General features: G+C 59.6%; 10 protein-coding genes and 2 pseudogenes. 7 read left to right on the plus strand and 5 right to left on the minus strand.

Annotated elements, in window-relative coordinates; translation table 11 throughout:
- Both Q0288_RS14665 and Q0288_RS14670 read right to left on the minus strand, forming a co-directional pair.
- A pseudogene (locus tag Q0288_RS14665) lies at positions 1-312 on the minus strand (serine/threonine protein kinase); the annotation flags it as partial.
- Positions 309-1,067, minus strand: a complete 759-nt coding sequence (locus Q0288_RS14670) for a protein phosphatase 2C domain-containing protein (RefSeq protein WP_299431902.1) — start codon at positions 1,065-1,067, stop codon at positions 309-311. The gene Q0288_RS14670 and the pseudogene Q0288_RS14665, both read right to left, overlap by 4 nt.
- Positions 1,068-1,089: 22 nt before the next feature.
- Here Q0288_RS14670 and Q0288_RS14675 point away from each other — a divergent pair, with 22 nt between their 5' ends.
- From Q0288_RS14675 to Q0288_RS14705, 7 genes are all read left to right on the plus strand, one after another.
- Positions 1,090-2,889, plus strand: coding sequence for a hypothetical protein (locus Q0288_RS14675; protein WP_299431905.1), 1,800 nt, complete (start codon positions 1,090-1,092; stop codon positions 2,887-2,889).
- A 206-nt stretch (positions 2,890-3,095) separates the two neighbouring features.
- The gene (locus Q0288_RS14680) at positions 3,096-4,295 is read left to right on the plus strand and encodes an MFS transporter (protein WP_299431908.1); all 1,200 of its coding nucleotides are present in this window, start codon (positions 3,096-3,098) and stop codon (positions 4,293-4,295) included.
- Between the two features lie 235 nt (positions 4,296-4,530).
- Positions 4,531-4,845 (plus strand): YbaB/EbfC family nucleoid-associated protein, encoded by a 315-nt coding sequence (locus Q0288_RS14685; RefSeq protein ID WP_299431911.1) that lies wholly within the window; start codon positions 4,531-4,533, stop codon positions 4,843-4,845.
- 89 nt (positions 4,846-4,934) lie between these two features.
- Positions 4,935-5,525: a recombination mediator RecR gene (recR, locus tag Q0288_RS14690; RefSeq protein ID WP_299431914.1), complete on the plus strand. Its 591-nt coding sequence runs from the start codon at positions 4,935-4,937 to the stop codon at positions 5,523-5,525.
- A 147-nt stretch (positions 5,526-5,672) separates the two neighbouring features.
- Positions 5,673-6,005: a roadblock/LC7 domain-containing protein gene (locus Q0288_RS14695; protein ID WP_299431917.1), complete on the plus strand. Its 333-nt coding sequence runs from the start codon at positions 5,673-5,675 to the stop codon at positions 6,003-6,005.
- A gap of 10 nt (positions 6,006-6,015) precedes the next feature.
- Positions 6,016-6,369 carry a roadblock/LC7 domain-containing protein gene (locus Q0288_RS14700; protein WP_299431920.1) on the plus strand — a complete coding sequence of 118 codons (354 nt, stop codon included), beginning with the start codon at positions 6,016-6,018 and terminating at the stop codon, positions 6,367-6,369.
- Complete coding sequence (locus tag Q0288_RS14705) at positions 6,366-6,659, plus strand: DUF3467 domain-containing protein (RefSeq protein ID WP_299431923.1); 294 nt, start codon at positions 6,366-6,368, stop codon at positions 6,657-6,659. Before Q0288_RS14700 ends, Q0288_RS14705 begins: the two co-directional genes overlap by 4 nt.
- 248 nt (positions 6,660-6,907) lie before the next feature.
- Here the strand turns inward: Q0288_RS14705 and Q0288_RS14710 are convergent, their stop codons facing one another.
- The 3 genes and pseudogenes from Q0288_RS14710 to Q0288_RS14720 form a co-directional block, all read right to left on the minus strand.
- Entirely contained in the window at positions 6,908-7,759 is an 852-nt protein-coding gene (locus Q0288_RS14710) for a DMT family transporter (RefSeq protein WP_299431926.1), read from the minus strand.
- A gap of 173 nt (positions 7,760-7,932) precedes the next feature.
- Positions 7,933-9,783, minus strand: a pseudogene (locus Q0288_RS14715) (S9 family peptidase).
- Between the two features lie 166 nt (positions 9,784-9,949).
- Positions 9,950-11,176, minus strand: a complete 1,227-nt coding sequence (locus Q0288_RS14720) for a hypothetical protein (RefSeq protein ID WP_299431929.1) — start codon at positions 11,174-11,176, stop codon at positions 9,950-9,952.
- Positions 11,177-11,630: the final 454 nt, after the last annotated feature.

Here is an 11,630-nt window from a genome sequence, read left to right on the forward strand (position 1 = left end):
TTCCTGGATCTCGTAGAGGGCCTCGAGGCCGGTGACACTATTCCCCAGGGATACCTTCGGGTTGGATTTGGTTTTGGGGGGTCTAGGCACCGGCTTTGAGCGTGGCTTGAAATTGACCCGGGTGGATTTGGGAACCCACATCGAAGCCAGACCCAGCAACAGGGCTGCAGCCAGCACCAGAGGTTGGGCCCCCAACACCACCAGTCCACCCAGTACCAGCGCAATAAATACCAGCATGAGCCAGGTACGTCCTGTGCGCAATATAAGAGCGGTGGAAATGCCAACCAGCAACAAAGCAAACAGGTAGCTCATTTAAACCTCGCTGCAACCACCGTGATGTTGTCTGTTCCACCACGCACCAAAGCCTTGCTGACCCAGCTCTCGAGGGCCGATTGCAGATCGCCGGTAATGCTCCATTCTTCCGGGGGCACCAGTCCATAGAGTCCGTCGGTGGCCAGTACCAGCACCTCGCCGGGGGCAAAGTTTACCGCTGTGATGTCGTGCTGGACATCGGAAAGGCCCAGGGCCTGTGTCAGCATGTGCTTCCAGGGGTGGTCTTCGGCCTGGTCGGTGGTGAGCACCCCCTGGCGCACCTGCTGGGCAACCCAGGAGTGATCCTGGGTCAGCATGGTCCAGCGCCCCGAGGAGTAGCGGTAGGCGCGGGTATCGCCCACATGCCCAATCACTGCCTGTCGGTTCCACTCGGCCAGCATGACGGCCGTGAGGGTGGTGCCCATGCCCTTGCGCGAAGGCACCCGCTCGCCTTCTTGCACAATCCGCCGCTGGGATAGCTTAAAGGCTTTGTCCATGACCAGGTTGAGCCCCACCCCAGGGCGACCGGTAGCCGCATGTTCGGCATAGGATCTGGCTGCCGAGCTGACCCCTTCGATAGCCAGTTTGCTGGCCAGCTCGCCCGCCTCGGCCCCGCCCATGCCATCGGCTACGGCCAGCAACACCAGGTTGCCGGCCGGGGTCGGATGTACTGCAACGCGATGAAAGTCCTCGTTGTTTCGACGACGACGACCAATATTGGATTCTGTGGCAATTTCGAGCCGTGCCAGTCGCATGACACCTTATAATACCGTCTGAATGAAGGCGGGCCTGGTTGAATTACTCGAGCTATATGAATACAAGGTAGACGACCTTGTAGCCGGCAATGACCCCAAAGGTGGGATGGCGGGCCTGACCCGTTTGCGCCAGACCCTGATCCAGTCCAACCTGCCGGGCCCTCTGGCCAAGAAGTTTCGTGATATTGATGGGCGCTTCAAAGCCCACCGGCCTGGTTACAAAACCACCGTGGACGAGGGTGCAGCCCCCGACCTGGGCACGATCTTCATCGAAGAGGAGGGGCCGAGTTCCAATCCCGAGCGCCTGGCGCTGGAAAAACTGACCGAGGCGGTGTACTGGAGCCGGCTCGAGCGCGACCTGCTGCGCACTGCCAAAACGTTCAACCACGGCAAGCGCGACGAGTTGCGCATGACCTACGCCATCCTGCAAAACCTCGAGGTCTATTCCAAAAGCCCCCAGTTCTCGCAGGATTACAACCTCTCGCGCTTCACGCTGGTTCACCCCATTCCCAGCGTTTCGGATCCTAGGGTGCACCTGGAAAACCCCGAGATCGCCAAAAATATGCTGCTGGAGCTGTTCCGTGAGGCCTATAGCCTGGCCGGCAAACTCAAACTGCCACCTGAAGAGACCGTGCCTTACATAAGGCGGTTTGCCCGGCGCGTACTGGAAAGCGAGGGTTCGCTCCGAACCAGCATCCGGGGGCCAAACCTCGAGACCTTGCGCCGTGCGCTCGAGGAGGCCCACCGACAGAACCTGAGCATTGCCGAAATCCGCGCCCTGGAGGAGCGCCTCCAGACCACCGCCGCCGAAGAAAGGCGGATGTCTCTGGTCATGGAGGATGATCGGGGGCGTTTTTCGGCAGCCATCGAGCGCCTGGCCACCCTGCTCACCCGCTACCTGCCCAGTCCCAGGGGAGAAGGCCACTGGCCGCTGATTCCGCAAAAAATTCTCAGGAGCCAGAGTGCGGAGTATGAGCTCCAGACCGTTCCACACGATGCCAAGGCCCTCAATCTGCGTCTGATGCCGCAGCGCTTCTTCTTCTGGAACCACGAAATTGGCATCTCGCAGGCGGGTCAGCTTTTTGGCCTGAGTGTGGGCGGGCAAGAGCGGATGATTGAAGAAGATGCTGCCTTCAGCCTGACCCTGCCCGATGCCGAGCTGCACGTGATCCGCTGCCAGGACTATCTGCATTTGCGCATCGAGCCGCGCGAGGCCGCCACCCTTTCCAACCTGTTGGCCGAAGGCCGGATCATGACTTTCTTGATGTGGCCGGAAAACAACTTTGCCTACCTGCGCTTGCTGCGTGCTCTTTCGGCCCGGTTCAAGGGCGAGGTCAACTATGCTGGGTTTAGCCCCGAACTGGCCAGCAAATACAGCGAAGCCCCCATAGACAATCTTCAGGACTTTGCCCGCAAAGGCCTCGAGGTGGTCAGGGGCCGCATCGAAAAAAACTCGGGTTGGACAGCCTATCTAGCTGAAGTCGCACGGGTGCTCGAGCTGGAAAGCTACGCCCCGGTCTTGCAGCTCGAGCTTTCCGAATGGCTGGGATTTAGCCCGCCCTCCCGCGATACCCTGGGCGAGAACGTCGGCTCCACCACTGTGGGCGACAGCCCCAGCACGGTCAAGGTGGGCAGTGCTGTGCTTTCACTACGGTACCAGGACGATGCGGTATACGTCTCCTCCACCGGCCTGGTACCGCGCAAACTGCTGGACTTGATGGTCTGGAAGTTGCCCGAGGGTGGACTGGTGCTGGCGCGAGAAGGGACGCGGGTGGCCCACAGTCTGGTCACCATCCAGCCGCAAAAGCGGGCAGTCTCCTGAGTTTTTTCCGATCGCCTATGGTAGATCGCCAAGAGCGGATAACGCATCAGGCGCTTCGGCTCTGGATGTATGGTCTTTGGGTATCAAGCATTGTAGTACAGTGGGTATCAAGCATTGTAGTACAGTCGTGGGGTCGGGCCAGAGTCTGCATCTAAACCTGGTCTACCTTCACGACGTGAGCTTGACGGTTTATTATTGGGCAACCTATGAGAGACGCATTGCAGCACTCCGCATTTCGCTGGCTGTTTGTTTCCAGCTTCATATCGCTGGTTGGCAGCAAGATCCACCGCGTGGCTTTGCTCTTTGTGGCCTTTCAGGAGACTCAGAATGCGGTCTGGATCTCGCTGATTCTGGGCTCCCAGTTTTTGGCCAGCGCGGTACTGGGGCCATTGTTGGGGCCGCTGGCCGATCGCTACGACCGGCGCACCCTGATGATCATCTCCGACCTGGCCCGAGCCCTCCTGGTGGCCTGTATTCCGCTCTTTGCCCTCGATTCGCTTCCACTGCTGATGCTGATTGCATTTTTCATCTCGACCTTTGAGTCCGTACACTACTCGGCCAGCAATGGTGCAATACCCGATATGGTTCCAGAGTCGGCGCTCGATGGAGCCAACGGCCTGATGACTTTCGTGGCTCGTTTTGCTGATGTTGCCTTTGTGGCGCTCGCGGGGGTACTGGTCGCATCGGTAGGGCCGGTACCCGCCTTCTGGATTGATGCCACTTCCTACCTGATTGCAGCAGGTTTCCTCGCACTTCTGCCGCCCCTCCCCGGCAAAGCAAAAAAGGGTAACTATTTCGCTGCGGTAGCGGAAGGAATACGCCCTCTGTGGCATAACCTCACCCTCCGGCGAACCATTGGAACCCTGGCCCTGGCGGCGGCATTTGGCTCGGTGGAGGCGGCTCTGGGGATTGTGTTTGCGATAGGCGCACTGCAAATTGGGGTACAGGGGTTTGGCGTGCTCGAGGCCCTTATGGCCGGAGGGGCGTTACTGGGCCTGCTGGTGGTCATGCCCCTGATCCGCCTCTGGTCTCGAGAAACGGTTTTTTTGGTAGGGCTGGGCATCTGGGGGCTCTTTATGGCCTCCCTCGGCCTGTTTCCGTTTCCCATCTGGGCTGGAATTGCCACCATTATCCTGGGTATGCTCAACACCATGTTCATCGTACCCGCCCGCTCCATCATCCAGCTCGCGGCCCCGCCTGAACTCAGGGGTCGTATCATGGCAGCTTTCGGGGCCATCATGCAGAGTGCAGTCCTGATCGGCACCTTTCTGGCCGGTGTACTCGAGCCCCGTCTGGGGGTACTGACGGTCTTGTACTTCTCCGGCATTGCGGTATCTCTGGCCGTCTTTACGGTATTTTTGTGGGGGGGCATCCCGCGCCAGCCCAGGGAAGCCAGATCGGAGTGACCTTTGGGCGCGCTGTTCAAAAATGTGAGCACCAGAAGCTATTTTTGTGACCGTGTCCTGCACGCTACAGCTGATTCTGGGTTAGAAGCAGGCCTGGGCAAAAGGTTAAACCGAACCCTGCTCCGTGTGTCCAGGCTAGAAGTTTCGGTTTTGGGGTTTGCTCTGGCGCGGCTCCTTGCCGGGCCTAACATGGAGATACTTAGATGCAATAATGGTGTGTGCTGTGGAGGAATAGATGAACATCCAGAAAATAATGAAAGAGGCCCAGAAGGCCCAAAAGAAAGCCGCCGAGGTACAGGAAAAGCTGGGCAGCATGCTGGTGCTGGGCAGCGCTGGCGGGGGCCTGGTAGAGGTCACGGCCAACGGGCACGGGCAGATTCAGATGGTCAAACTCAAACCCGAAGCCGTAGACAAGGACGACCTTGAGGTTCTGGAAGATCTGCTCCTGATCGCCATCCAGGATGCCCAGAAAAAGGCCCACGACCTCTCGGAAAAAGAGATGAGCCGCGAGCTGGGCGGCATTGGCAATATGCTGGGGGGGATGTTCTGAGTAGGCCGATAGCCAGTGGCCCATAGCGAATAGTCAACAGCAAAAAGCTATCGGCTATCGGCTACCAGCTATCGGCTACCCGCCTGCTTATGCGCTACCCGGAGAGACTCCTCAAGCTCGTTCGTGCCCTGGCAGGCTTGCCTGGGGTTGGCCCCAAAAGCGCCCAGAAGCTAGGGCTGTTTTTGGTGCAAAACCCCGAGATGTCGGCAGAGCTGCTTGGCAGCCTGGAGGCCGCCCAGGCCCTGCACCCTTGCCCGGTATGTGGCAACCTGGCCGAAGAGGCATTGTGTCCGATTTGTGCCGACCCCGAGCGTGATAGGGCGCTTATCTGTGTGGTCGAGACCATCTCCGATCTGATGGCCATCGAACGCAGCGGCGAGTACAACGGCCTCTACCATGTGCTGGGCGGGGCGCTTAACCCGCTGGAGGGGATTGGGCCAGAACAGCTTTACCTGGAAAGGCTTTTCTCCCGGCTCGAGGGCGCGGGTGAGGTCATCCTGGCTACCGGGATGACCGTCGAGGGCGAGGCCACCGCAGGTTATCTAGCCGAGCGACTGGGCCAGCATCAGATCCGCTCGACCCGGCTGGCCTATGGCCTGCCAGTGGGAGGAAGCCTCGAGTACGCCGACGAAGTAACTCTGGCCAGAGCACTGGAGAACCGACGGGCAATCAGTAAATAGGGAAAGGCAAAGATTCACCAGCGTTTAGCGGTTCGCTCCGGGCTCTCCGTCCCCACGTAACGCTCTGGTGTGCAATTGCGCCAAACCCTGGCGGGGGCTGTGCTAGGCTAAAACCCGTATGGGCTGGGACGACGCTGGGGGCAGCACATGAAAATGCTCGAGACCCTCGTACCACTGGGTGTGCGCCAGGCCATTCTGACCAGCCAGGATGGTCTGGTGATCGAAAGCGCAGGCAAGGATACACCGGAGCCTGAACTGTTGGCCGCCGAACTGGCAACCCTGGCCAGGATCAGCCGCACCCTGGCCAGGAGTCTGGGGGGCGAGTTGCGGCGCTTCACCATCGCCACCGAAAGTCGGGAGGTGCTGGTGGTGGTTTTTAGCGGCTACTGTCTGGCAGCCGTGGTCGAGAAAGGCGCAGACCGCAAGAGTATCGGTAGCGAGCTTTCACGTCTAGCACTGCGTTTGGCTCAGACTATTTAGGAGACATGGTATGGTTCAAGAAGTGCTCGGCGAGTTGCAGGTCACCAGGGGGGTACTGGCCTCGGCACTGGTAGCCGAGGACGGTATTGTGGTCGAGAGCCTCCGCGCCGACCAGGCCCCCGATGTGTATTTTCTTAGCGGGGCCGCCGCTACAGCGCTGGCTTCTGCACGGGCTTTGTCCCAGGAGCTGGAGCGCGGCGAGGTTGAAGAGGTCATGGTAGAGTACCCCGAGGGGCCAGTTTTGCTGGTTCCACTCGAGGAAGGGTACTTACTGGTAGTGCTGATGGACTCCATGCAGAGCCTGGGCCGGGTGCGCTTCCAGCTCAAAAAGAGTGTCCCACGCCTCAAGGAGGCTTTATCGTGAGTGAGGTTTCACAAGTACCCGAACTGCGTGTAGACATTGACCGCGAAACCGCCACTGGCAAGTATGCCAACTTCGCGATCTTCTCGCATCAGAAAAACGAGTTCTACCTCGACTTTGCCCTGATGCAACCCGGCGGACAACCCAATCAGGTCGTGGCCGTCGTCACCAGCAGGATTATCACCAGCCCGCAACACACCAAGGCACTGCTGCGCAGCCTGGCCGAGAACATCCAGCGCTACGAGGAGACCTACGGGGTCATTCCCGAAGCGATGGAAAGCTCCAGAGCCTGAACCCGGTCGGGAGATCGAAGTAAAAGGTGGGGGTCATCCCACCTTTAATCTTTATGCCACCATCCCGCAAAGGGTTCACGTCGCTGTCCGCTTACACGAACCGCTGGTATGGAGAAAATCCGCTAAGTATCCCCACGTTAGGAATTGGCGCTACCCACAGAGCCGCGCCGAGGCAGACCCCAGCAGTGCACCGCCCAAAAACCATCCCCGAAATTTCTATCGTGGGCGCTCATAGAAACCTGCCCTCGCTACTGCAACTTTGCCCGCTGGGTTACGAGCACCCCCAGCAGGATGACTGCTCCAGCCATCAGATCTACCCAGGTCAGGGTCTCGCCCAACAACAGCACCCCCGCCGTAACCCCTACCAAAGGCGTCAGGTACTGGAAAGGCGCGACCCGCACCGGCCCCAGTAGCTGTACAGCCCTAATCCAGGTCAGGAATGCCAGCACCAGCGCGAACACCGCCGAGGCCGTAATGCCCAGCAATACCAGCGGCGAAAGCGTGTCGCTGTCAAGACGGGCGGTCTCGGGCAGATGCCACAGCCAGTAAGGCAGCATGCCGACAATGAAGCCGGCCCCGGTCCAGGTTAGGAGTCGGTAGCGCTCGCCAAACCACCTCGAGGCCACCGTGTAAAATGCCCAGACCACGGCTGCCCCCAGGCTGAAGAATACGCCCAGAAGCTCGACTCGCCCCTCTCCACCCCAACTCAGCCCCACTACCCCTAAGAACGACAGGGCGAACCCCACATAACCTAGCAACGAAAGCCGCTCCCGCAACCACCACGCGCTAATCAGGGCCACCCAGACCGGGCCAGTGGCGCTGATGATGGTGTTGTACGAAGCCGAGAGGCGCGGCACCGCCTCCAAAAACAAGCTCTGATAGGCCACATTTCCCAATATCCCGATACCCCCCACCATCAGCCAGTCGCGCCAGGTTAGCCGTTCCCGAAAGCGCCACAGCAATAGAAAAATTGCCCCCGCCAGGAGGGTGCGCAGGCTGTTCATGGCATGGGGAGGCAACTGCGCCACCAGCACCTTCATCAGCGCGAAATTGAGGCCCCAGGCCAGAACCGAGTAGAGGGGGAACAGGTAGGGACTCATGCGGGAAAGAGGGCAGGGGCAAGAAAAAGCAGAGACGGTTCGTGGTTTGAAGCTTGTCAGGTCTATGAGGCCCATTCACACCGCAGCAGGCACCGTACTCAAAGATAAACCAGGCCGGATTGCAGTGACCAACCTGCTGTGGAATTACCTGGCCGTTGGGGCTCTACGTCGCTTCACAAATAGGTCTTGAACCAGTCCAGATAGGCACTCAGCCGGGCAATGCGGCGATCCGGGCGACCGGCCCGGCTCAGCTCATGTCCCTCTTCGGGGCAGCGGAAAAACCGAGTAGGAACCCCTTTTTGTAGCAAGACGGTATACCAGGTTTCGCCCTGGTCTATGGGGCAGCGGTGGTCTTGTTCGGAGTGCACGACCAGCGTAGGGGTTTGCACCATATGGGCTAGCGAGAGCGGGCTTTTCTGCCAGAGTACCTCTGGATTCTCCCAGGGCCTGGCCCCCAGCTGGAGGTAGGTAAAGCGCGGCCCAATGTCGGAGGCGCCATAAAAGCTCGTCCAGTTGCAAATACTGCGGTCGGTGACAGCAGCCTTGAAGCGTTCGGGGTGATTGGCGGTGAGCCAGTTGGTCATGAAGCCCCCATACGAACCCCCCGCCACCGCAACCCGGCCAGCATCGAGAGAGAACTGGGCCAGCACATGATCCAGGAAGCCCAGCAGGTCATCCTCGTCAATATCTCCCCAACGCTTGCCCAGCTCCATATAGTCCTGCCCATAACCCGTCGAGCCCCTGGGATTGCAGTAGGCCAGCGCAAAACCTGCGGCACGGAAGAATTGAAGCTGAAGCATCAGGGCATTGCCAAATGCGGTATGGGGGCCCCCGTGAATATACAGGATCACCGGATGGGGGCCTTTCCCCTCCGGCAACAACACCTAGCCCTGCACGCTATGGCCTTCGGGTGCGGAATAGCGCACCTCTTGCGGGGTGGGCAGTTTCGGCAGCACCTCAGCATTGGGGTCGAAGAGCACCTCCCCCCGGCGGGTTAGACAAGCGCCACGGGTAAAGTCTTCTGAAAGGGTGTAGAGGTCGTTGCCACAGAAGTTAAAGCCAAGAATGTTGAACTCCGCCGGGCTGAAGAACCTGGCCTGCCCCTCCAGCGTCACCGCCAGCAAGCGAGCCACCCCCTGATGTGTGACCACCACGTACACGCGCCCGTCTGGCCCAACTCGAGGGGTTTGTATCCCGGTGCCGATACGCACATCCGAGTTAACCGAGTTGAGGAAAGAACCCTCTGCCAGCAGGCGGATACTTCCGTCTAGCCCTCGGTAATAGAGCTTCGACTCCGTACCACCCCCGTGTTCCCAGGCATGGGCCAGGTAGACCAGTCCGCCATCGGGGGTGGGCTCGAGGCCAGCAATTGGTCCAACACCTCCGAACAGTTCGTCCATCTGCCCATCCAGACCCACGTGATAGGCCCGCTGGATCCAGCCCCAACGCTCCTGGGGCGAGCTCGAGGCCGTCAAATACAGCCCGTTCCCTGCGGCATTCCAGACCACTTCTTCGACATCCTGTGCAAGCCTGACCAGGGCCCTGGTCTGCCCGCTTTCCCACAGCCAGACTTCCCTGGGCACTCCAGGCAACAAGCCCCTGGCATCGAATTTCACCGGCCAGGTCTCGTAGATTCGGGGTTCGTCGGGTTTGGGAGACTCATACTCGCCCCGGGTCAGCATGGCGATTCGACGGCCATCGGGACTGACCCTGTAGCCTTCTACCCCGGCCTTGAACTGCGTAATTTGCTCGGGTTCGCCTCCACTCAGGGGCAGGCGATAGAGTTGTGGGGTCTTGTCCACCTTGCGGGTGAAATAGATATAGTTTCCGTGCCAGAACGGTGATTTAGCTTCGGCCTGGGTCAAGAACTTGAGCCCCCCATCCCATAGGGCCAGGCGGGAGCGGTAGCGGGGTGGCTCTTTCTCGGGCCGCTCGACGTCGGTGTAGACAAAAAGTGGCTTACCGTCAGGGCCTTCGGTCAGGTCAGACAAAAAACGAAGCTGATAGAGGAGGTTCGGTTCCACCCCCCTACTCTACCTGACCAGCGGGTCAGTCGGGCAAAACCTGTGCGTTCGTGTCCACTCTCACCGTCACTACCCGCTGTCACTTCAACCGACCTGAGGCTAGCACCCTGCGACCTACGACATTTTTGTGGTGTGCGTCCCAACCAGATACCGGATCACCCTCGTTTTAGCGCTGCTGCAAAGTCAGGGTGTAGGTATACGTGCGGCTCTGATTCGGGGCCAGGGTGAAACGGATGCGATAGCCCTCGGGGATGCGCTCGAGGCCCTCCCCTTCCAGCGCAAAGGGTTGTGGCATCATCTCCTGGATTTCAACTTCCACCGGATAGGATCTGGGGTTGCGCACGCTGGTGGTCACGCGGAAGCGATTGCGGGCCTGTTGTTCAACCTGCCGCGTGGCCCGGCCCTCGGGGTCGGGGCCGAGCATTAAGTTGACATTGTTGCCCCTGGCTGTGTCGCCGACACCGGCTTGCCCCACAAACACCCCCTGCTCGCGGATGCTCACCACACCGGCGGCCAGGTTTTCCGGGGCGACAAAACGAAAACCCCGTACAAAAGCGAGTTCACGCTCGGTGCTAAAACCCATCTGCAAACGCCAGAGGTAGGTGGGCTGCACCCGGGTACGGATAAAGGGTAGTTCGGTCAAACCGGGCTCGAGCGTCACCTCGCCCGGCAAGCGGTAGCGGTAAGTGCCTGCCACTTCCCCAACAAATTCCGCCTCCGCCACGTCTGCTGCGGCTGGCGCGGCTTGCAGCATCCGGGTTTCGGGGCGGGGAGGCGGCAGATTGAACCCTCCCTCCAGCAAGGGCACACTTCCGGCCACCAGTTCGGTTCGGCCCAGCCGCACAGGACGGCCCAGTCCATTGGTCAGGGTGGCCCAGCCGGTCAGCTCCCCGTCTTCCAACGTATGGCGCAAACTCCAGGTCAGACCCCGGGTCAAGTAGGCCAGCGTACCGGCCCCTCCCCCCTGGTAGCGGAAGATAATCCTGGGTTCAGGAGCTGCACGGAATCCACTGGGGTCTGGAAAGGCAACCGTTCCTGGCAGTCCCACCAGATACCGTTCTTCGTAGCGGTATAGATTCCGCTCCGCACTCACCAGGGTCGCCTTGCGCCACTGGCCTTCCCAGTAAAACTGCACTTCCTTGCCCACATAGGCGGTCAGGGGATTCTGCTGGGCAGCCACCTGTACGCGGCGAGACTGTTCGGTTACCCCAATCAGACGCAGGGTTCCAGGCACCAGACTCTGAAACAAGGTTTCGCCCGGCTCCCACGTCCATTCGTTTTGCGGCAGCGTTTGCGGTTGCCTTAGTTCCGCAAAACCACGATAAATAACCGAATCCTGCGCTTGAACTCCACCCAAAAACACAACCATCCATAACCAAAACTGCTGTCGCATGGGTTTAGTAAATCACTCTGCATTCTGCACAGGGTGAGAGGGTACTTATCAAACTTTGAAATTACCGCTGGAAGTTCTTTTCCAGTTCGACTTCGTAGCGCCGTTTTGATTATGTATCTCGAGGTTAGGAATTTGCGATACGCACCGGGGCCGGGCAACGGAGCCGCGCCGAAGCAACCCCAAAATTGCATAAGACCATCCTCCAACCCGGAGACCCCAGGGCTCTCTTTTGGAATCCTGGAGCACCCCCCTCCCAGACGGTCGGCGAAAAAAGCGTCTCCCTTCGGTCGGGTTCCGAATCTGGGATAACCATGCCATAACCGAAATCTCTATGGTGGGCGCACTTAGACACCCTGGTGGGTTTGCCGATTTTACGAACAAAGACCTGAATCAGTTCAAGCCGGGGATGTCGTCGCGAATACAGGCCTTGAAGTGTCCGGGGGAAACTTCTTTT

The sequence above is a fragment of the uncultured Meiothermus sp. genome, assembly GCF_937863175.1.
In the GTDB taxonomy this organism is placed as follows: Bacteria; Deinococcota; Deinococci; order Deinococcales; family Thermaceae; genus Meiothermus.

Coding starts and splice junctions, on each gene's coding strand:
- Q0288_RS14670 (WP_299431902.1), bottom strand. CDS start 1,067: ATGCGACTGGCACGGCTCGAAATTGCCACAGAATCCAATATTGGTCGT.
- Q0288_RS14675 (WP_299431905.1), top strand. CDS start 1,090: ATGAAGGCGGGCCTGGTTGAATTACTCGAGCTATATGAATACAAGGTA.
- Q0288_RS14680 (WP_299431908.1), top strand. CDS start 3,096: ATGAGAGACGCATTGCAGCACTCCGCATTTCGCTGGCTGTTTGTTTCC.
- Q0288_RS14685 (WP_299431911.1), top strand. CDS start 4,531: ATGAACATCCAGAAAATAATGAAAGAGGCCCAGAAGGCCCAAAAGAAA.
- recR (WP_299431914.1), top strand. CDS start 4,935: ATGCGCTACCCGGAGAGACTCCTCAAGCTCGTTCGTGCCCTGGCAGGC.
- Q0288_RS14695 (WP_299431917.1), top strand. CDS start 5,673: ATGAAAATGCTCGAGACCCTCGTACCACTGGGTGTGCGCCAGGCCATT.
- Q0288_RS14700 (WP_299431920.1), top strand. CDS start 6,016: ATGGTTCAAGAAGTGCTCGGCGAGTTGCAGGTCACCAGGGGGGTACTG.
- Q0288_RS14710 (WP_299431926.1), bottom strand. CDS start 7,759: ATGAGTCCCTACCTGTTCCCCCTCTACTCGGTTCTGGCCTGGGGCCTC.
- Q0288_RS14720 (WP_299431929.1), bottom strand. CDS start 11,176: ATGCGACAGCAGTTTTGGTTATGGATGGTTGTGTTTTTGGGTGGAGTT.